Annotated in this window: 16 protein-coding genes; 9 read left to right on the plus strand and 7 right to left on the minus strand. The window is 70.9% G+C overall.

The genetic code is table 11. The annotated features are described in order from the left end of the window. A partial coding sequence (locus tag ACFFRH_RS07610; RefSeq protein WP_386155268.1) for a hypothetical protein occupies window positions 1–418 on the plus strand: 418 nt, incomplete at its 5' end. A gap of 447 nt (window positions 419–865) precedes the next feature. On the opposite strand, the gene ACFFRH_RS07615 is transcribed toward ACFFRH_RS07610, so the two are convergent. Further along, the gene (locus tag ACFFRH_RS07615) at window positions 866–2,068 is read right to left on the minus strand and encodes an acyl-CoA dehydrogenase family protein (RefSeq protein WP_344746466.1); all 1,203 of its coding nucleotides are present in this window, start codon (window positions 2,066–2,068) and stop codon (window positions 866–868) included. 82 nt (window positions 2,069–2,150) lie between these two features. On the opposite strand from ACFFRH_RS07615, the gene ACFFRH_RS07620 reads away from it, so the two are divergent. The 5 genes from ACFFRH_RS07620 to ACFFRH_RS07640 all read left to right on the plus strand — a co-directional run bounded on the left by ACFFRH_RS07620 (window position 2,151) and on the right by ACFFRH_RS07640 (window position 7,804). After that, window positions 2,151–2,795 (plus strand): HAD family hydrolase, encoded by a 645-nt coding sequence (locus ACFFRH_RS07620; protein WP_344746454.1) that lies wholly within the window; start codon window positions 2,151–2,153, stop codon window positions 2,793–2,795. Window positions 2,796–3,067: 272 nt separating this feature from the next. After that, window positions 3,068–3,574: a DUF6912 family protein gene (locus ACFFRH_RS07625; protein WP_344746465.1), complete on the plus strand. Its 507-nt coding sequence runs from the start codon at window positions 3,068–3,070 to the stop codon at window positions 3,572–3,574. Between the two features lie 218 nt (window positions 3,575–3,792). Further along, window positions 3,793–4,425 carry an HAD family hydrolase gene (locus ACFFRH_RS07630; RefSeq protein ID WP_344746453.1) on the plus strand — a complete coding sequence of 211 codons (633 nt, stop codon included), beginning with the start codon at window positions 3,793–3,795 and terminating at the stop codon, window positions 4,423–4,425. 265 nt (window positions 4,426–4,690) lie between these two features. Continuing rightward, window positions 4,691–5,425: an HAD family hydrolase gene (locus tag ACFFRH_RS07635; protein ID WP_344746464.1), complete on the plus strand. Its 735-nt coding sequence runs from the start codon at window positions 4,691–4,693 to the stop codon at window positions 5,423–5,425. Window positions 5,426–5,710: 285 nt separating this feature from the next. After that, on the plus strand, window positions 5,711–7,804 hold the full coding sequence (locus tag ACFFRH_RS07640; RefSeq protein ID WP_344746452.1) for an acetoacetate--CoA ligase: 2,094 nt from the start codon (window positions 5,711–5,713) through the stop codon (window positions 7,802–7,804). Window positions 7,805–7,810: 6 nt separating this feature from the next. On the opposite strand, the gene ACFFRH_RS07645 is transcribed toward ACFFRH_RS07640, so the two are convergent. The 6 genes from ACFFRH_RS07645 to ACFFRH_RS07670 all read right to left on the minus strand — a co-directional run bounded on the left by ACFFRH_RS07645 (window position 7,811) and on the right by ACFFRH_RS07670 (window position 14,221). After that, a complete protein-coding gene (locus tag ACFFRH_RS07645; RefSeq protein WP_386155271.1) occupies window positions 7,811–9,343 on the minus strand; it encodes an FAD-binding oxidoreductase in 1,533 nt (510 codons plus the stop codon). Window positions 9,344–9,477: 134 nt separating this feature from the next. After that, complete coding sequence (locus ACFFRH_RS07650) at window positions 9,478–10,935, minus strand: NADH-ubiquinone oxidoreductase-F iron-sulfur binding region domain-containing protein (RefSeq protein WP_386155273.1); 1,458 nt, start codon at window positions 10,933–10,935, stop codon at window positions 9,478–9,480. After that, entirely contained in the window at window positions 10,932–11,771 is an 840-nt protein-coding gene (locus ACFFRH_RS07655; RefSeq protein WP_386155275.1) for a ferric reductase-like transmembrane domain-containing protein, read from the minus strand. Before ACFFRH_RS07655 ends, ACFFRH_RS07650 begins: the two co-directional genes overlap by 4 nt. Window positions 11,772–11,915: 144 nt before the next feature. Next, window positions 11,916–13,400, minus strand: a complete 1,485-nt coding sequence (locus ACFFRH_RS07660; RefSeq protein ID WP_344745287.1) for a DUF1996 domain-containing protein — start codon at window positions 13,398–13,400, stop codon at window positions 11,916–11,918. Between the two features lie 5 nt (window positions 13,401–13,405). Continuing rightward, window positions 13,406–14,074, minus strand: a complete 669-nt coding sequence (locus ACFFRH_RS07665; RefSeq protein WP_344745231.1) for a DUF4142 domain-containing protein — start codon at window positions 14,072–14,074, stop codon at window positions 13,406–13,408. Window positions 14,075–14,089: 15 nt separating this feature from the next. After that, complete coding sequence (locus tag ACFFRH_RS07670) at window positions 14,090–14,221, minus strand: hypothetical protein (RefSeq protein WP_344745232.1); 132 nt, start codon at window positions 14,219–14,221, stop codon at window positions 14,090–14,092. A 159-nt stretch (window positions 14,222–14,380) separates the two neighbouring features. Between ACFFRH_RS07670 and ACFFRH_RS07675 the strand changes: the two genes are divergently transcribed. The 3 genes from ACFFRH_RS07675 (at window position 14,381) to ACFFRH_RS07685 (ending at window position 20,552) form a co-directional block, all read left to right on the plus strand. Next, window positions 14,381–14,920 (plus strand): sigma-70 family RNA polymerase sigma factor, encoded by a 540-nt coding sequence (locus ACFFRH_RS07675; RefSeq protein WP_344745233.1) that lies wholly within the window; start codon window positions 14,381–14,383, stop codon window positions 14,918–14,920. A gap of 23 nt (window positions 14,921–14,943) precedes the next feature. Then, complete coding sequence (locus ACFFRH_RS07680; RefSeq protein WP_386155278.1) at window positions 14,944–15,123, plus strand: zf-HC2 domain-containing protein; 180 nt, start codon at window positions 14,944–14,946, stop codon at window positions 15,121–15,123. 548 nt (window positions 15,124–15,671) lie between these two features. After that, complete coding sequence (locus tag ACFFRH_RS07685) at window positions 15,672–20,552, plus strand: NAD-glutamate dehydrogenase (protein ID WP_386155280.1); 4,881 nt, start codon at window positions 15,672–15,674, stop codon at window positions 20,550–20,552. Window positions 20,553–20,613: the final 61 nt, after the last annotated feature.

Here is a 20,613-nt window from a genome sequence, read left to right on the forward strand (position 1 = left end):
GGTCGCCCGGGTTGTGGAGCTCCTGGTGCGTGGCGTGGCACCGGTCGCCCGCGAGGCGGCGGTACCGGCCGCGCGGGTGGCGGCGCCCGCGGTGCGCGCCGCGGTACCCGCAGCCCGGGTCGCGGCGCCCGCGGTGCGTGACGCACCGCGGGACACGGTGCTCGCGGCCTTGGAGGCGGTGCGTGACGCGGATGCCGCCGTACGGGATGCGGGCGTGGTCCGGGACGTGGAGCCTCCCGTCCTGGACCTGGATGTCGAACCCGTTGCCCGGGACGCGGAGATCGCGGGTCTGGAGACCGGACTCGACGGCCAGCCCTTTCCGCGCGCACGCTGTGCGATCAACGTCCCGACCCCGATGGCCGCCGCCACCGGCCATTCGAGCAATCCCGCCACCGCGAGCGCGCCGAGTCCTCCGTAGTAGACGATGCGCTCGGCCGGAGGAAGGAACGACTTGGCCGTGTCGACGGCCTGTCCCGCCTCCTGCCTGCTGACGTGCGGCATGTGCGGCGGCCGCAGCTGCACGGTCAGCATCGGAAGTTTGAGCGTTAGCGAGTTGCCGTCCTGTTTCCTGCTTGCCTGGGCATGCGTGGTGGACGTTGCGGGTGTGGTCGGTCTCTGCGCCGTACGGGCGCGTGACCGGCTCGTCTGAGCTACTGCCATGATCCCTCCTCATGGGAACCGAGGGAAGGTGCAAATGGAGCCCGCAGGAGGTCGATCATGCCTTCTACGTGCGGTTATATGGCCCGAGTGCCATTCTCGTAATCTTCCTCGTATTGTGGCCGCGAAACACGTAACGCTCGCTGAATCGGATGTTAGGGGATGAATCTCCGGGCGATCTGACCCCTAGTGTCCGTTTGGAGGGGGTTTAGGAGAGGTACGGCTTGAGCTCGCGGCGGGCCACGGTGCGGATGTGAACCTCGTCCGGGCCGTCGAAGATGCGCATCGCGCGAGCCTGCGCGTACATCGCCGCGAGCGGGACGTCGTCGGACAGTCCCATGCCGCCGTGGACCTGGATGGCGCGATCGATGACGTCGCACGCCATCCGCGGCGCGACCACCTTGATGGCGGATATCTCCGAGGCGGCCGCCTTCACGCCGACCGTGTCGATCATCCAGGCGGCCTTCAGGGTGAGCAGCCTGGCCTGCTCGATGGCGAGCCGCGACTCGGCGATCTGCTGCTGCACCACACCCTGCTGCGCCAGCGTCTGGCCGAAGGCCACCCGGTTGGCCGCGCGGGTGCACATCAGTTCCAGGGCGCGCTCGGCCATCCCGACGGCGCGCATGCAGTGGTGGATGCGACCGGGGCCGAGACGGGCCTGCGCGATGCGGAAGCCGTCGCCCTCCTCCGCGATGAGGTTCGCGGCGGGCACCCGGACGTCGGTGAAGACGATTTCCGAATGGCCGTGCTGCTCCTGGTAGCCGAAGAGCGGCAGGTGGCGTACGACCTCGACGCCCGGCGTGTCCATCGGGACCAGGATCATCGACTGCTGGCGGTGCGGTGGCCCGTCGGGGTCGGTCTTGCCCATCACGATCAAAATCTCGCAGCGCGGGTCGGCCACCCCGGTGATGAACCACTTGCGGCCGTTGACGACGTACTCGGAGCCGTCGAGCCTGATGGAGGTGGCGATGTTGGTGGCGTCGCTGGAGGCCACCGCGGGCTCGGTCATCGCGAACGCCGAACGGATCTCGCCGGCGAGCAGGGGCTTGAGCCACCGGTCCCGCTGCTCGGGCGAGCCGAACATGTGCAGGACCTCCATGTTCCCGGTGTCGGGGGCCGCGCAGTTGAGCGCCTCGGGGGCGAGGTCGATGGAACGGCCGGTGACCTCGGCCAGGCCGGCGTAGTCGAGCACCGACATCCCCGACTCGGCGGGCAGGAACAGATTCCACAGGCCGCGCGAGCGCGCCTCGGACTTGAGCTCCTCCACCACCGGTGGCAGCTCGTGGCTGTCGTGCCCTCTGGTCCGGCGCCACGCGTGGTAGACCGGCTCCGCCGGGTAGACGTGGGTGGCCATGAAATCGGTCAGATTGGCGAGGTATTCCTGCGCCGTGTCGCTGAGCGCGAAGTCCATGGCCGCCAGTTTGGCACCACCCCTTCTTCTGCCGTCCATCGGTCCACGCCTACCCTGGAACCCCTTTCATCGAGGAGGACAGATGCTGAAGGGCGTGCTGATCGACTGGGGTGGCGTGCTCACCGTCGGCCTCGCCGAGGCGATCGCCGAGTGGATCGTCGCCGAGCAGCTCGACGAGGCCCACTACCGGCAGGTGATGCGCGAGCTCATCGTGCGCGCGTACGAGAACTCGGAGAGCGGCGAGAACACGATCCACGCCCTGGAGCGCGGGGAGATATCCGGCCTGGACTTCGAGCGCGACCTGGCGGCCAGGCTGGTCAGGACGGACGGCGTGCCGCCGGTCGCCGAGGGGCTGCTGAACAGGATGTTCTCCGGCTTCCACAGGGTCGAGCCGATGTACGAGATGCTCCGTGAGGCCCGTGCCGCGGGGCTGCGCACCTGCCTGCTCTCCAACTCCTGGGCGAACGAGTATCCCCGCGAGGGCTGGGAGGACTACTTCGACGAGGTCGTCATCTCGGGAGAGATCGGCATGCGCAAGCCCGAGCCGAGGATCTTCGAGCACGCGCTCGGCAGGATCGGCCTGGCCGGGGAGGAGTGCGTGTTCGTCGACGACATCGAGGCCAACATCGAGGCCGCCCGGCGGCTCGGCATCGTCGGCGTGCACCACCGCGACCCCGATCTGACCATCGCCGAACTGGAGATCCTCTTCCAGGTCACACTCCGCTGACCCGGCCCGCCCGCCCGCTCGCCTCTCCCCGCTCCGGCCGCCTCCGCGCCGTTGGCGTGAGCGGTCCCCGGGCCGGGCCGTCCGCTCGCCTCCCCGCTCTCCCGCTTCGACCACCGAGCACCACCAGGGGGCGGTGGGGGGGCGGTGGGGGCCGCCCCGGATCGTGTCGCTCCGCGCGGGCGGTATCACCGGGGGTCGCGGGTACTGGCACACTCGATGCGTGAATCGGCGCCGGAGCGGCGCCGATGTCGGAGAGACAGATCGAGGCATGGATGCGCGTCTACCTGCCGTGTACGCTCCCGGCGCTGGCCCGCGTGGCCACCGTGGGGGAGATCGGCCCGGCCCCGCTGACCGGCTACGCGGTGACCCCCGCGTTGGTCGAGTGGTACGTCTCGGGTGACACCGAGGAACTGGAGTACGTCGCCCTGACCGAGGCGGCCAGGGATTCCCTGCGGATGCTGGCCGCGGACCGCGCCGACGGGGTGGAGGTCGTCGCGCGGCGGGTGGTCGTCGCCGTCGACGTACCGGAGGGTGGCGTGAGCGCGAGCGCCGACCTGGAGGAGCGCGCCCGGGTACGGCTCGCCGCGGCGGTCCCGCTGGCGCTGATCGCCGCGGTCCACGTGGACGACCCGTCGGCGGTGAAGGACGTCGAGGCCGCTCTCGCCGCGCTGCCCGCGGCCGACCGCGGCGACGACGACGCCCGCTTCACCGTGGACGGCGCCGAGGCCAACGAGCTCCTGTGGTACGCCACCCAGGAGATCCCCGACCTGGTCGGCTGACCTCCGCGCCGCGTCCGGAACCCGCGCCCCCGGGACTCCGCAGCGCGTCCCGGGCTCGGAGGGCGCACCCCCCGGGACCTGGGACGGGATCTCCGCGCCACGTCCCGAGCCCGGCGCCCGCACCCCCGAGGCGCGGGGCGGGACCCCCGTGCCGCACGGGCCGGTTCCCCTGTCGCGCCGCCGCTCCGGCGGGGATTTTCGCTATCCTGGACGGCAATATGAGACACATTGTTTGGGATTGGAACGGCACGCTGTTTCACGACATCGACGCCGTCGTTGGTGCGACGAACGCGGTGTTCGAGCCGTACGGGCTGGGTTCCTACGACGCCGACCGCTTCCGTGCGGTCTACACGCGCCCGATCTGGGCCGCCTACGAGCGCATGCTCGGCCGTGCTCTTGAGGACGGCGAGTGGGAGAGGCTCGACCTCGGTTTCCACGAGAGCTACCACCAGCTGATGCTGGAGTGCGGGCTGGCCGCGGACGCCCTCTCCACCCTGCAGAGCTGGGAGCGCGCGGGCGGCAAGCAGTCGCTGCTGTCCATGTGGGCGCACGAGCGGCTGGTTCCCAAGATCGCGGAATTCGGCATCGACCACCACTTCACCCGGATCGACGGCCTGCGCAGCGCCTCCGGCGGGCACAAGGCCGAGTCGATGGTGGCCCACCTCGCCGCGCTCGGCGTCGACCCGGCCGACGTCCTGGTGATCGGCGACAGCCTGGACGACGCGCACGCGGCCCAGCATGTCGGGGCACGCGCGGTCCTCTACACCGGTGGCATGACCAGCCGGGCCGACCTGATGGCCTGCGGCGTCCCGGTCGTCGACACCCTGGAGAACGCGCTCGACCACGCCTGACGGCCGTCACGCGACCTCGCGGGAACGGCGGCTCACCGGGGCGAACGGTCCACGGCGACGGGGGCGGGGCCGGCAGGTCACCGTCGAGCAGGACGCCGGCCCGAGATCTTCGCCGTGTTCGCCTGGAGGCGACTCCGGCAGGTCACCGGTGAACAGCCCGTCGGCCCGAAAGTCATCTCAAACCGGATCCTTTCGGTATCAAAGGCGGTCGCCGTGCGCTCAGGGCTTTACCCTGGGCATCCGCACCCATTCCGGGAGGCCCCCGATCAACCGCCTCGTCCTCTGGAACATCGACCTCACGCTGGTCGACGTGTCGATCGTCACCCGGGAGGCATACGCGGAGGCCTTCCGCGATGTCACCGGAAGGCCCCTGGTCAAGTTGACCCAGGCCAACGGGCGCCCCGACTCGGAGATCGTCTTCGAGATGCTCGCCATCAACGGGATCGTCGCCGGAGACGACCACCTTCCCCGGTTCCTCGACGCGCTGGCCGGGTCCTTCGGGGCGCGGCGCAGGCGCCTGGCCAAGGACGGCCGGATGATGCCCGGGGCCCGCGACGCGCTGAAGGCCGTGGCGAGGCTCGACGGCGTGGTCCAGTCGGTGCTCACCGGCACGATCAAGAGCAACGCGGTGCACAAGCTGACCGCGTTCAGCCTCGACAGGCACATCGACTTCGAGATCGGCGGCTACGGCGAGGAGGTCTACCCCAAGGCCACCCTCCTGCAGGTCGCGCAGGGCCGCGCCAAGCGGAAGTACGGGGCGACCTTCGACGGACGCAACACCGTGCTGATCGGCGACTCGGCCAGGGACGTCCAGGCCGCCAGGATCGCCGGGGCCGCGATCATCGGGGTCGCCTCGGGACGCTCCCTCCCGGCCGAGCTGCACGAGGCGGGAGCCGACGTGGTCCTGCCCGACCTCTCCAACCCCTCCGAGGTCGTCGCCGCCGTCGCCGGACTCACCTCCCCGGCCCGCCGCGCCGGACACTTCCCCGCGGGCCGCTGACCCCTGGCCCTCGACGCCGCACGAGGAGACCCGCACGAGGAGACCCGCACGAGGAGACCCGTACGAGATGAACCGTACGGGTGAGCTGTACGAGGTGAACCGTGTCGAGCGGGGCTCGCCGCCGCCACCGGCCTGTCCCACATGTCCGGCCCAGGTTCGTGTCCGTCGCGGGCCGCCACCCGTTCCCCGCGCGGGGGTTCGTACGTGGCCGTCCCACACGGTGCGGCCGGAGGGTGTGTGGCCACGGGGGATGACATTCGGGTGGGGCGCCGAGAGGATGGGGCCATGGTTGAGGAAGGTGCGCCGCTCTGGGAACCGTCCCCGGAGATCGTGAGGAACGCCAAGGTCACCCGTTACGCGGAGTGGCTGGGCCGGGCCGGTGACTACGAGTCCCTGTGGCGGTGGTCGGTCGACGCCCCGGAGGAGTTCTGGACGTCGATCTGGGACTACTTCGGGGTGGTGGGGGAGCGCGGTGACGGGCCCGTCATGTCGGGAGGGATGCCCGGCACCGAGTGGTTCGCCGGGGCGACGCTGAACTACGCGGCCAACGCGCTGCGCCGGGCCGCCTCCGACCCCGGGCGGCTCGCGGTGGTCTCCCGTGACGAGGCGGGCGGGCGCCGGACGCTCACCCTGGGGGAGCTGGCCGAGGAGGTGGCGCGGGTCCGCACCGGGCTGGCCGCGCTGGGCGTCGGGCGCGGTGACCGGGTCGCGGCCTACGTGCCGAACGTCCCCGAGGCGCTGATCGCCTTCCTGGCGACCGCCTCCCTGGGGGCGATCTGGTCCTCCTGCTCGCCCGACTTCGGCGCGCCCAGCGTGATCGACCGGTTCACCCAGATCGAGCCGAAGGTGCTCGTCGCGGTCGACGGCTACGACTACAACGGCAGGCACTTCGACCGGAGCGAGGTCGTCCGGGACATCGCGGCCAAGCTGCCGACCCTGGTGGCGCGGGTGCGCGTCCCGTCCCAGGACGCGCTCGGCGCGGACACCTCAGGCGCGGCGGAGACCCGGGAGGCGGACGCGACCGGTGACGGGGTCCGTACGGTGAGCTGGGCGGAGGTGCGCGCCGTCGCGGGACCGCTCGCCTTCGAGCCGGTGCCGTTCGGGCACCCGCTCTGGATCGTCTACTCCTCGGGGACGACCGGGCTGCCCAAGCCGATCGTGCACGGTCACGGCGGCGTGGTGCTCGAACACCTCAAGGCGCTCTCCTTCCACCAGGACCTGGGCGAGGACGACGTCTTCTTCTGGTACACCACCACCGGCTGGATGATGTGGAACTACCTCGTCGGCGGCCTGCTGGTCGGCTCGGCGGTGGTGCTCTACGACGGGGCGGCGACCTACCCGGAGACCGGCGCGCTCTGGCGGCTGGCCGCCGAGGAGGGGGTCACCTACTTCGGTACGGGGGCTCCGTACGTGACCGCGTCCATGAAGGCCGGTCTGGAGCCGTCCGGCCTCGACCGGCTGCGGGGGCTCGGGTCCACCGGCTCGCCGCTGCCGCCCGAGGGGTTCGCCTGGGTGCACGACGCGCTGCCGGAGGTCCAGCTCGGCTCGTTCTCCGGCGGCACCGACGTGTGCACCGGTTTCGTGGGCGCCGTGCCGCTGCTCCCGGTCCGGGCGGGGGTGATCCCGTGCCGTTGCCTGGGGGCGAAGGTCGAGTCCTTCGACCCGTCGGGCACGTCGGTGGTCGGCGAGGTGGGCGAGCTGGTGCTGACCCTGCCGATGCCGTCGATGCCGGTGATGTTCTGGAACGACCCCGACGGGTCCCGCTACCGCGACAGCTACTTCTCCGAGTATCCCGGCGTCTGGCGGCACGGCGACTGGATCAAGATCCTTCCCGACGGCGGCTGCGTGATCTACGGCCGCTCCGACTCGACCCTGAACCGGGGCGGTGTCCGGATGGGCACCAGCGAGTTCTACCGCGTGGTGGAGCGCTTCGAGGAGATCACCGACAGCCTGGTGATCGACACCGGCCAGCTCGGGCAGGAGGGCCGCCTGCTGCTGTACGTCACCATGGCCGAGGCGGCGACCCTGGACGACGACCTCGTCGCGCGCCTGCGCCGGGAACTGCGGGAGGGGCTCTCCCCACGCCACGTGCCGAACGAGATCATCGAGGTCCCGGGCATCCCCCGCACCCTCAGCGGCAAGAAGCTGGAGGTCCCCATCCGCAAGATCCTCCTCGGGGTCGCCCCTACGATGGCCGCCAACCTCGACGCCATGGCCAACCCCGAGGTCCTCTCCCACTTCGTCCCGGAAAACCACCCCGCCTCGGAAAGTCACCCCGCCCCGGAAACCCACCCGGCTCCGGAAAACCACCCCGCCTCGGAAACCCATTCCGCCCCGGAAACCCGTTCCGCTCCGGAGGCCGACGCCCCCCGGCACTGAGCGAGGTCAGATTCCCTGGGGAAGGCGGAACAGGCGGCCCGGGTCGCGGGCCGCCTTGATCTGGGCGAGCCTGGCGGCGTTGCCCCCGTAGTAGGCCGCGCGCCAGCCGCCGAGCTCGGGGTCGATGTAGTTGACGTACGCGTGGTCGCCGAAGTGGGGCCGCATCGCCGCGTGCGCGGTCCTGGCCCAGCCGGCCGCCCCGGAGCGGTGGGCGTAGTACTGCACGCTGTAGAGGGCGGTCCGGTGCGGGAAGGCCGTGGCCTCGGGGCGGACCCTGGAGACGGCACCGCCGAGGGCGTCCAGCAGCACGGTGTGCTCGCCGGGCCTGGCGACCTGGGCGACCAGGGCCTTCGCCCCGGCCTCGGAGAGCGGGCGGTAGGCCATGTGCGACTTGGCCTTGAAGGTGTCCCTGGACAGCCGCCCGCCCCGGGTCTGCCCCGGCAGGGAGCCGCCCAGGTGGCACTGGGAGACCGAGAGCGAGCCGCAGCCCGCCATGGTCAGCATGGCCTGGCGGTAGGAGGTCTGCCGGACGAAGCTCGACGACGGCGACCCGGCCGCGTCGGCCAGCCTGTCGAGCAGCCGCTCGCAACCGGCCCTGCCGCCGAGGTAGAGGCCGACGACCTCCACGTCCGTCCCGCCGTCGCGGCTCAGGTGCATGCCCGACCACATGGCGTCGGGAGCCGAGGGGCCCCACGCCTGCCAGGCGCGCAGGACCCTGACCGCCCTCGACCACGGCCAGTGCAGGAAGAACACCGTGACCTCGCGGGTGGGGTGGGTCCTGAACCCGAAGGAGACCGCCACGCCGAGGTTGCCCCCGCCGCCGCCCCGCGAGGCCCAGTACAGGTCGGCGTTGTGGTTCGCGTCGCAGGTCAGCAGCCGCCCGTCGGCCGTGACGATCTGTACCGACTCCATCACGTCGCAGGTCAGGCCGTACTTCCTGGAGACCACGCCGATCCCGCCGCCCAGCGCGAGCCCGCTCACCCCGACCGTGGCGCAGGTCCCGGCGGGGATGCTGACCCCGCTCGCGGCGAGCCTGTCGTAGACGTCGATCAGCTTGGCCCCCGCCCCGACGGTCGCCCGTCCCGAGGCGTGGCTCACCTTGCTCATCCGGGAGACGTCGAGGACCAGGCCGGTCCCGGTGGACCAGCCCGCGTAGGAGTGGCCGCCTGACCGTACGGCCAGCGGCAGGTTCAGCCGGCGCGCGAAGCCGACGCACTCGGCGACGTCGGAGGGGTTGGCGCAGTAGGCCACCCCCGACGGCCGGACCGCGTCGAAGGCGGGGTTGAACAGCTTCCTGGCGCCGTCGTACGCGGCGTCGCCCGGCCGGACGAGCTTTCCCTCCAGCCCGCCGGCGAGGGCCCGCCAGTCGGCGGGCCGTGGCGCGCTCACGCTGCCCCGCCCGGTCGTGCCGGTGGCGCCGGTGGCGTCGCGGCCGGTGATGCCGGTGGCGCCCAGGGCGGGGGTGCCCTGGGCGCCCAGTGCGAGGGCGGCGAGGCCGCCGGTCCGAAGGAATGCCCGCCTGTCCGGAGGGGTCCGCATGTCGTTACTCCCCGAGGTTCAGTGTTACCTGCTCGATTGGACGACCGCACTGCCCTTCTGGTTGGTCACATTCGCATCACCTCTGGATCAATGAGGAAACAGGCAGATCAGTAGGCAAACAACGGGAAAACGGCTCATGTCCCCTGCGCCACGCGCAGCGCGAGGGCCGGGCACATCTCGACGGCCCTGCGGGCCATCCGCCGGAACTGGGCGGGTACGGTGTCGCGGCCGAACACCGGGTAGCCGTGCTCGTCGAGGTGGACGAGGTCGGGGGCGAGCTGGGCGCACAGGCCGTGGCCCTGGCAGCGGGTCCAGTCCACGGTGAGTTTCACCTCGGGCTCGTTCTCCTGCGGGGGCAGGGGGAGCACGCCGAGCACCTGGCGCCCGCAGCTGCCGCGCAGCAGGTGTTCCTCGATGTCCTCGGGGAAGGCGTCCAGCGCCGACAGCACGAACCTGGACGTCCCGTCGGGGTGGAAGCACGCGCCCCTGCCCTTGACGCTCGCGGCCCTGCTCCGCAGCTCGTCCAGGGCGGAGGCCGACCCGTTCACGAGCTCGGCCATCGACTGCGCGACGTCCGGGAGGCCGAGACGGCAGGGTCCGCACTGCCCGGACGACTGGGCGGCCAGGTACTTCGCGACCCGGACCGTCTCGCCCAGCGGGCAGGTCTCCCCGCCGAGCGGCACGATGATCCCGGCGCCGAGCTGGCCGCCCGCCTCCGCGATGCCCTGCCGGGAGACGGTCGCCACGGCCGCCGCGTCCGCGTGCAGCCACGCGCCGTGGTAGCCGCCGACCAGCACCCCGTCGCCGGTGGAGGCCTGGCAGGCGTCCAGGACGGCGTACAGCGGGGTGCCGGTCGCGACCTCGACCACGGCCGGGGCCTTGGCGGAGCCTCCCACGGTGAGCAGGACCGTCCCGGGCTCGCGCGCCGTGCCGACGTCGGCGTACCGCTCCGCGCCCAGGGTCGCGAGGACCGCGAGCTGGGCGTACGTCTCGGCGTTGGACAGCAGGGTGGGCAGCCCGTTCACGCCGCTCTCCACGGCCCTGACCTTGCGGCCCGGCGGCTCCCCGACCAGGCCGTTCACCGAACGGACCAGCGCGCCGCCCTCGCCGGAGATGAACCTCTCGACGATGCCGACCACCCGGACCTGGGCGCTGATGCCCCGCTCCTCGACCGCGGCGGCCACGGACGCCTGGCCCATGCCGCCCTCGACGGTCGCGATCACGACCTGCTTGGCGCCGATCGCGCCGGCCGCGAGCAGCGCGCCCTCGATGACGAGGTGGGGGGTCCTGGTGAGCAGCATCGTGTCCTTGCTGCTCGCGGGCTCGCCCTCGGCCGCGTTGACCAGGACGACCTTGTCCGCCTTCTTGTCCATCACCGCGCGGACCTTGCGGGCGAAGGGGAACGCCGCGCCGCCCCGGCCGCGCATGTCCACCTCGTCGGCGAGCGCGGCCAGTTCCTCGCCGGACATGCTCGGCGCCGTGCCGTGCATGTCGCGGTGTTCCGCGAGGTCCATCCTGCGGCAGTCCTCCAGCCCGGCGGTCAGCCGGGCGGGCCCCAACTGGCGGACGGGGGGTACGCGGTAGGGAATCATCCGACATCTCCGATACGGCGAAGCTGCGGCGGGTCCTCGCGCACCACGCGCGGGATGCGGCCGACGATGCTCGTGGGCGGCGTGATGCTCGTGGGCGGGGTCAGGTCGGCGGCGACGGGCACCTCCACCGGCATCTCCTCGCGCACGACGATCGGCTTGGGCTGCAGCTCGGAGATCACCCTGATCAGCAGGGCGGCTCCCACCGCGACCAGGCAGACCACGTAACTCCAGGTCACCCACTCGGCGGGCGCGCGGCCCGCGGTGAGCCCGTGCAGGACCGCCATCGGCCACGCCAGGTAGGCGGAGCCGTGCAGCAGGCGCCAGAGCCACGGCCTGCTGTTCTCCGCGAACCTGGCCCGGGCGACCCCGGTGAGGAAGACGAGGATCATCAGGTCGGAGGCGACGGCGCCGAAGCCGACGTACAGGCTCTGGCCGCTCGCGCCCAGCGGGACCACGACGGACGCGAGGGAGGTCCGGCTTTCGAGGATCTTCATGATGACGTGGATGGCGAGGAAGCCCATGCCGAGCATGGCGGCGGCCCGGTGGACGAGCTGCGACCGGATCCTGCCCAGGACCGGCAGCACGATCCGGTCGGCGGAGAGCAGGCCGAGTGCGACGGTCGCGGTGAGCGACACGAGGGCGATCACGCCCGAGAAGAACGAGAAGATGCCACGGATGGCGGCTGCCACCTCGATGCCGGGCGCTGTCCGCCCGAGCATGAGGAGGCCGACCACGGAGACCGTGATCGCGACGCCGAGACCGATCCTGGCGGGCCTCTGGTCGAGACTGATCCCGGCTTCGGCCCGGGTGTGTCTCGGAGTCCGTCTGTTACCCACCTATGGCTCCTGTCTGCGAAGCGGCTCGGACGGCTTCTGCGTCCGAGGGTGATGGACTCTGATATCGCGAGATGCCGCCCCCCGTCTCCGCGGGGTGTGGAAGAGGCGCGGAGACGGGGGGCGGCGGTCCCGGGAGGATGACCGTCAGCAGCGACGGTTCCTGTTGATGCAGTCGACCGCGAACCTCATGAGCCGGTCGGGCATCAGGTTGGCGAAGTCGGCGTGGTCGGTGACGGGGTTGTGCCGTTGCTCGGGGAAGGCGTCCAGCGCGAAGGACGCCGTGCGCGGTGTGGCGTAGACCAGGGTCATCCGCAGCTGCGGGATGGCCCGGGTGCCGGACGGGCAGGCGCCGTTCGCGTCGGGGAACAGCACGTGCGTGCGGTGGTTCGCGCTGTCGTTGTTCTGGCCGTCCCAGCAGCTGGGGAAGTCCAGGATCCGGACGAGCTGGCTGCCGCGGGGGCAGAGCGGGTACTTGGTGGTGATCCGGTTGGTGAACCCGGTGCAGGTCCACTTGGCGAGGGCGTTCGCGCCGCCGTTGGTGGCGGCCTTGGCGTCACCGGTGATCATCCTGATGAAGCGCGGCATCGGGCTCACCCTGGAGACCGGGTTCCCGCGGAACTGCAGGCTCACCTGGCGGGCCTGCATGATGGTGCCGACGTTGCCGTCCGGGTCATTGGCGTTGGCGTCGCTCGTACGGTCGCGAAGGACCGGCCAGAAGTAGGTCGAGCGGTCGTTGAGCGCGCACGTGGTGCCCGCGGCGGCGAGGGACTGGTCAGTGGAGAACCCGTCGGTCGACAGGTTGCCGACGTAGTCGTGGATGTGGTGGGCGCCGTTGGTCACGCCGGGGGCCACGATGAAGTTGTCGGAGTTGCGGTGGCCGTTCCTGTTCGTGCCGCACCGGGAGGTGAAGACGCCGCCGGAGCCGCCGCGCCGCGTGCGGACGTCCTGGAAGTTGCGCGGGACCTGCCGGATGTCGATGAAGTCCTCGGGGAACGGCCCGAGGTCGGCGCACTCGGCCTCCTCGTCGTCCTGCGGGGGAGCGGGGCTCTCGGTGGGGGCCGGCGTCTCCGCGGGCGGGTCGTTCGGGGCGTCGGTCGGCGGGGCGTCGGTGGGGCTCTGCGAGGGAGCCTGGGTGGGCCTGCGGCGGGCGTTGCCGTTGTCGGCGTTCTCCTGGGCCGGGGCCTGCTGCTGGTCGGCCGACTCGTCGGGGGCGGGCGGCTCCGTGGGAGACGCCTGGATGAGGCTTCCGCCCGCGAGAGGCGCGTCGGCGGGCTGGTCCAGCTGGTTCTGCTGGTCCTGGTTCTGGCCCTGCTGGTCCTGCTGGTTCTGCTGGTTCTGGTCCTGCGCGGGAGCGTCCTGCGCGGGGGGTGCCTGTTCCTGGTTCTGGTTCTGCTGGTCCTGCTGGTTCTGGTCCTGGCCCTGCTGGTTCTGCTGGTCCTGGTTCTGGTCCTGTGCGGGCTGGTCCTGCTGGCTGCGCTGGTTCTGCTGGTTCTGCTGGTTCTGGCCCTGCTCGGCGGGGTCGCAGTGGTCACCGTAGGCGGGGGCCGTGGCCGCCACCGTGAACGTGACGGTGGTGAGCGTGCCGGCGGCCAGGGCCAGCGCGGACAGGGAGACGAGCGAGCGTTTCATGATTCTCAAGCGTTTTCTCTCCTCACAGGTGTGTCGAGAGCGGAGACGGGCGGCGCAGGGGAGGGCATCGGAGGCTCGGGCAGGTCCGAGTAGTCGACCAGCCCCGTGCTCTCCAGCAGGGTCATGTGCTTCATGACCACCTCGACCGCCCGCTGGGCGAATGTCCTGACCAGGTCGTTTCGGGTGCCGGATCGTACGCCGGCGACCACCACGAAGACCTTTCCGTGGGCCGCCCGCAGCAGCTGGGCGAACAGGAGGTCGTACTCGGCGCCCGGCTTCACCGCCGCCAGCTGCGCCATCCAGCCCTGCTGGTCGGCGTTGGGCTGGTCGGGCAGCGGCACGTTCAGCTGCGCCGCGAGGGCGCGAACCTCCTTGTCGAGCTTGAGGTGGTCGGTCATCAGGTGCATGCCGACCTCCTTCACCCGCTTGCTCGCGGCCTTCTGCTGGGCCTGCTGGCCGCTGGGAATCTCCCAGAGACCGGCCAGCCGGACCTTGACCAGCAGATCGCGGTCGGCCGCGCCCAGCGGCCCCTGCGGGGTCTGGACCCAGCCCTGCGCGGCCGCTCCGCCGCCGGGCGGGGTGATCAGGACGACCGCCACGGCGGCGACCGCGATGAAGACTCCGAACAGCAGGGGTTCGCCGTTCTTGAAGCGGCGGAACAGTGATCTGAACATGGCCCGGTTCCGCTCTCAGAGACTGGCCGCTACCAGGGCCTTCTCGGCGCCCGGCGCGGTGGCGAACGTGCCGCCCGGCCCGTGGGGGGCCGGGTGCGTGAGGAGGAGGACAGCTCCGACCGGCCACGGGATGTGCCGCACTGCCATGTCGTTTCCTTTCCCCGAGGCCCGCCGATGCGGGCGCACTTGGTGGGAGGTACGCGGCGCCGCCCGGGGTGGTTCAGAAGAAGTGATGAGATAGTTAGAAATGATTGGAGTTGCCAGAGTTGCAGACGGGACTCATAACGAAGGTGTAAAGATGTGCCCGTGCGTCAACTCGACAGTCGGTTCGAGAGCGCGGACACCGATGTCCTCTTGGTAGAAGATCTGTACCGGGAGTTCGGTGTACCCCTGCTCCGCCACGTGCGTAAGGCCACCGGTAACGATCTGCAATGGGCTGAGGACGTCGTCCAGGAGACGCTCGTCCGAGCCTGGCGCAATGCAGGAAGGTTGCAACGAGAGCCCGGCCTGTTGTGGGCCTGGCTCCTGACCGTCGCCCGACGTATCGTCATCGACGGTCGTCGCAGGAGAGGCACGAGACCACAGGAGGTCGAACCCGCCGACGCGAACGCCGTGCCCGTTCCCGACGGGGCCGATCGCGCGCTGGAGGCGATGATCGTCGCCGAGGCGTTGCGAGAACTGTCCCCAGAACACCGCGAAGTCATCGAGCACACTTACCTACGGGACCGTACGATTAACGAAGCGGCGGAAATCCTCGGGATCCCGCCGGGTACGGTCAAGTCCCGGCTCTACTACGGGATCCGGGCTCTCCGAAAGGTCCTGAAGGAGAGAGGTGTCGCGAGCTGATGGTCCCCTCCCCGCATCATGACGTGGCGGCGTACGCGCTCGGGGTTCTCGACGAGGAGGACCACGAGGCGTTCCAAAGTCATCTCATGACGTGCGAGGAGTGTCAGGTCGAGCTCCGGGAACTCAGCGAGGTTCCCGGATTTCTCGATGGCGTGAAGCGGGACCGCTCCAACGCCCTGGACGACGACCGGATGCCACATTGACGTTTAGCCGGTTTTGGGGTGATATCAGGAGCGGTGGTGCGTCCCGGTCAACGAGGATCGGGACAGACGGCCACTGGAGGTGTCGTGCCGCGGGCCATGCCCGATGGGCGAGGCGTGGGCCGGACGGCCCCGGCCGCCCGGCGAGGCGCCGGGAGCGTGCCCAGACTCGCCCGGCGGCGCCGTAGCCGTTCCGAGGCGACCCTGTGGGATGATTGCCCTACCGCCACCTCGCAGGGAGAACCCGCCGTCTCCGACCAGGAGCCCTTCCGTTCCCCGCCGGCAGCGGCGAGAGACCGCGGCTCCCATGACGAGCCGTGGCGCCTGGCCGACATACCGATCATCCGTGACGAGACGACCGCTCAGCGGTGGGTGTCTCGCGCCCGGATTTCCCGGGAGCGGAGTCGGTGGCCGGGCGAGGGCGTCGCATTCCGGCGGGCGCGTGCGACATCACTTCCGCTCCGCTGGGCACCATCTCCCCGGGAATCATCACTTTGACCATGGATTCCCATTCAACTATGCACAATCCCTCACAAAGGAGTGAGAGCGACATGCCGCTCGACGAGGCCAAGGACGAGCTGCTGAGGAGTGCCGCGGAGACGTACGCGCGCACACCGGGCGGCGATCACGTGAGCGTGGAGGAGGCGCTCGCCTTCCTGCGGCTCTACTACCGGCATGTCGCGCCGGAAGACCTGCTCGGCCGCGACCTGGCGGACGTGTGCGGCCCGGCGATGGCCCAGCGGCGGCTCGCGGGGCAGCGCCCCCAGGGCCGCGCCCTGGTGCGGGCCTACACCCCCGCCAGCGAGGAGCACGGCCGGGACCCGGGGTTCTCCGTCGTGGAGATCGTCACCGACGACATGCCCTTCCTCGTCGACTCGGTGACGATGGAGCTCGACCGGCACGACATCGGCACCCACCTGGTCATCCACCCGCAGATGCGGGTGCGCAGGGACATGACGGGCAAGCTGCTCGGGTCCGGTGAGGAGGACGTCACCGGGCAGGTGCTGGCCGAGTCCTGGATGCACTTCGAGATCGACAGGCAGGCCGGCGAGGCCGCGCTCAAGGCGATCGAGACCGACCTGCAGCGCGTCCTGGAGGACGTGCGCGGCGCCGTCGAGGACTTCGTCAAGATGCGGGCCCTCGCCCTGCGGACCGCCGAGGACGTCTCGGCCAACCCGCCCCCCCTCGATCCCGCCGGGGTGGAGGACAGCCTGGAGCTGCTGCGCTGGCTGGCCGACGGGCACTTCACCTTCCTCGGCTACCGCGAGTACCGCCTGGAGGAGGGCGAGCAGGGCGACAGGCTGCACCCGATCCCCGGGACCGGGCTGGGCATCCTGCGCAACGACAGCGCCGACTCCGGCAGCTTCGCCGCGCTCCCCCCGGAGCTGCGCGCCAAGGCCCGCGAGAAGCAGCAGATGCTGATCATCACCAAGGCCAACACCCGGGCCACCGTCCACCGCTCCGCCTATCTCGACTACGTGGGCGTCAAGCTCTTCGACGCCTCGGGCGAGGTCGTCGGCGAGCGGCGCTTCCTCGGCCTCTTCACCCACGTCGCCTACAGCGAGTCGATCTCCCGTGTCCCGGTGCTCAGGCGGAAGCTGGCCGACGTGCTGACACTCGCCGGGCTGACCGCCGACAGCCACGACGGCAAGGACCTCATCGAGATCCTGGAGACCTTCCCCCGCGACGAGCTCTTCCAGACCTCCGTGGAGCAGCTGCTGCCGATCGCCCTCGGCGTGCTCAGGCTCCGCGAGCGCAAGCAGGTCAAGCTCTTCCTGCGCCCGGACGACTACGGGCGCTACGTCTCGTGCCTGGTCTACCTCCCGCGCGACCGCTACACCACCAAGATCCGCATCAAGATGCAGGAGATCCTGCTCAAGGCGCTCGGCGGCACCTCCTTCGACTACAGCGCGATGATCGGCGAGTCGGCCCTCGCCCGGCTGCACGTGGTGGTGCGCGGCGAGCGCGGCAGGCCGCTGCGCGCCGACGCGGTGAACGTCGAGGAGCTGGAGGCGAGGCTCGCCGCCGCCACCAGGTCCTGGGAGGACGACCTGGTCTCCGCGATCACCGAGCTGAGCCCCGAGGAGGAGGCGCCCCAGCTCGCCCGCCGCTACGCCCCGGCGTTCCCCGAGGGGTACAAGGCCGACTTCCCCGCCCGGATGGCGGTCGCCGACCTGCGCCGCCTGGAGGCGCTGGCCGCCTCCTCCGACGAGATCGGGATGAACCTCTACGAGCCGTACGACGCCTCGGAGGGCGAGCGCCGCTTCAAGCTCTACCGCCTCGGCGCGCCCGTCTCCCTGTCGCGCGTGCTGCCGCTGCTCCAGCGGATGGGCGTGGAGGTGGTCGACGAGCGGCCGTACGAGATCGACCGCGACAACGACCCGGCGACCAAGGACGCCTGGATCTACGACTTCGGCCTGCGCTACACGCCCTCGCCCGAGGTCGACAGGGACGAGTTCAAGCGGCTCTTCCAGGACGCGTTCGGCGCCCTGTGGGCCGGGCGGGTGGAGAGCGACGGGTTCAACGGGCTCGTCCTGGCCGCCGGGCTGACCTGGGAGCAGGCCGAGATCCTGCGCGTCTACGCCAGGTATCTGCGCCAGGCGGGTACCACCTTCAGCCAGGAGTACATCGAGCGGGTGCTGATGGGCAACGTGCGGCTCGCCCGGCTGCTGGTGCGCCTGTTCGAGGCCAGGCTCAACCCCCGCCGCTCGGCCGAGGTCCGCGCCGACCTGTCCGACGCGCTGCACGAGGAGATCCTCGCCGCCCTGGACGACGTGGCCTCGCTGGACGAGGACCGGATCCTGCGGGCCTACCTGGAGATGATCGGCGCCACCCTGCGGACCAACTACTTCCAGCGGGTCGACGGCGAGCGCAAGCCGTACGTCAGCCTGAAGCTCGACTCGCCGTCGATCAGCGTGCTGCCGCTGCCCCGGCCCAAGTTCGAGGTGTTCGTCTACTCGCCCCGGGTCGAGGGTGTGCACCTGCGCTTCGGCAAGGTCGCGCGGGGCGGGCTGCGCTGGTCGGACCGGATGGAGGACTTCCGCACGGAGGTGCTCGGGCTGGTGAAGGCGCAGATGGTGAAAAACACCGTCATCGTTCCCACCGGTTCCAAGGGCGGCTTCGTGGTGAAAAATCCGCCGAAGTCGGGGTCGCGGGAGGACACCCTGGTCGAGGGCATCGCCTGCTACCGGATGTTCATCTCCGGCCTGCTCGACCTCACCGACAACCTCGTCGACGGCGCGGTGGTCCCGCCCGCCGACGTGGTCAGGCACGACGGTGACGACACCTACCTGGTGGTCGCCGCCGACAAGGGCACCGCGACGTTCTCCGACATCGCCAACGCCGTGGCCAAGGAGTACGGCTTCTGGCTGGGCGACGCCTTCGCCTCCGGCGGCTCGATCGGCTACGACCACAAGGCCATGGGCATCACCGCCCGGGGCGCCTGGGAGTCGGTCAAGTACCACTTCCGCACGACCGGCGTCGACATCCAGACCACCGACTTCACCGTGGCCGGAGTCGGCGACATGTCCGGTGACGTGTTCGGCAACGGCATGCTGCTCTCCCAGCACATCCGGCTGGTCGCGGCGTTCGACCACCGGCACATCTTCGTCGACCCCCAGCCGGACGTCGCCAGGAGCTACGCCGAACGCGCCCGGCTGTTCGCGCTGCCCCGCAGCTCCTGGGAGGACTACGACGCCTCGCTCATCTCGAAGGGAGGCGGCGTCTGGCCCCGTACGGCCAAGTCGATCCCCCTCTCCGCGCAGGCGCGCGCCGCGCTCGGCATCGACGGCGACGTGACGTCGCTGGCTCCCGCCGACCTGATCAGCGCCATCCTGCGGGCCCCGGTCGACCTGCTGTGGAACGGCGGCATCGGCACCTACGTGAGGGCGTCGAGCGAGTCCAACGCCGACGTCGGCGACAAGGCCAACGACGGCCTGCGGGTCACCGCCGCCGAGCTGCGCTGCAAGGTGATCGGCGAGGGCGGCAACCTGGGCTTCACCCAGCTCGCCCGGATAGAGTTCGCGCTCAACGGCGGCCTGGTCAACACCGACTTCATCGACAACTCCGCCGGGGTGGACACCTCCGACCACGAGGTCAACATCAAGATCCTGCTCGACCGGGCCGTCCGCGACGGGGAGCTCACCGACAAGCAGCGCAACCAGCTCTTCCTCGACATGACCGACGAGGTGGCCGGGCTGGTCCTGCGCGACAACTACGACCAGAACGTGGTGCTGGCCGCCGCCCGCGAGCAGGCTCCCGAGATGCTGCACATCCACTCGCGCCAGCTGCGCAGGCTGGAGCGGGCCGGGCTGCTCAACCGGCGGCTGGAGTTCCTGCCGTCGGACAAGATGCTCGCGGAGCGGCGCCAGGCACGGCTCGGGCTGACCGCGCCGGAGTTCTCGGTGCTGCTCGCCTACACCAAGCTGGTGGCCGACGCCGAGATCCTCGCCTCCGACCTGCCCGACGACCCCTACCTGGAGTCCTGGCTGGTGTCCTACTTCCCGTCGGCGCTGCGCGATCCCGCGCTGCGCGCCTACATGGACACCCACCCGCTCCGCAGGGAGATCATCACCACCGGCGTGGTGAACGACCTGGTCAACTCCAGCGGGACCACCTTCATGTTCCGCCTCGGCGAGGAGAGCGGCGCGTCCACCCCCGACATCGCCCGCGCCTACCTGGTCACGCGGGAGGTCTTCGACATGCCCAGCCTCTGGCGCCAGATCGAGGAGCTGGACAACAAGGTCGACACCTCCACCCAGATCGCGATGGAGCTGGAGGCCCGCAAGCTCGTCGAGCGGGGCACCCGCTGGCTGCTGGGCAACCGGCGCCCGCCGATCGACCTGGCCTCCACCGCCGGCTTCTTCGCCAAGGGCATGAACGGCCTGCTGCCGCACCTGCCCAAGCTGCTGACCGGGTCCGACCTGTCCGCGTTCGAGGAGCGGCGCGACGCCTTCGTCTCCCGGGGCGTCCCGTCCGAGCTGGCCGAGCGCGTCGCCGCCATGGTGCCCGCCTACTCCACGTTCGACCTGGTCGAGGTGGCCTCACGCACCGGCCGTCCCGTGCACGACGTCGCCGAGGTCTACTTCGACCTCGCCGACCGGCTCCAGCTCTCCAGGCTGCGCGAGCGCGTCGTCGCGCTGCCCAGGGACAGCCGCTGGAACTCCATGGCGCGGGCCGCGCTCCGCGACGACCTCTACGCCGCGCACGCCGCGCTCACCCACGACGTCCTGACGCACAGCACGCCCGGACTGTCGCCCGAGGAGCGTCTGGCGCGCTGGACCGAGGCCAACTCGGCGGCGGTCTCCCGGGCGCGGCAGACCCTGTCGGAGATCTGGGAGAGCGACAACTTCGACCTCGCGACGCTGTCGGTGGCGCTGCGCGCGATCCGCACGCTGGTGGCCACCATCAACCTCCCGCACGCCGACGACTGACCCGCCCGGCCTCCCCTTCGCCTCTGCCTGACCCCTGCCCGGCCGGCCCACCTGACCGGCC

The sequence above is a fragment of the Streptosporangium vulgare genome (genome assembly GCF_042428775.1).
In the GTDB taxonomy this organism is placed as follows: Bacteria; Actinomycetota; Actinomycetes; order Streptosporangiales; family Streptosporangiaceae; genus Streptosporangium; species Streptosporangium vulgare.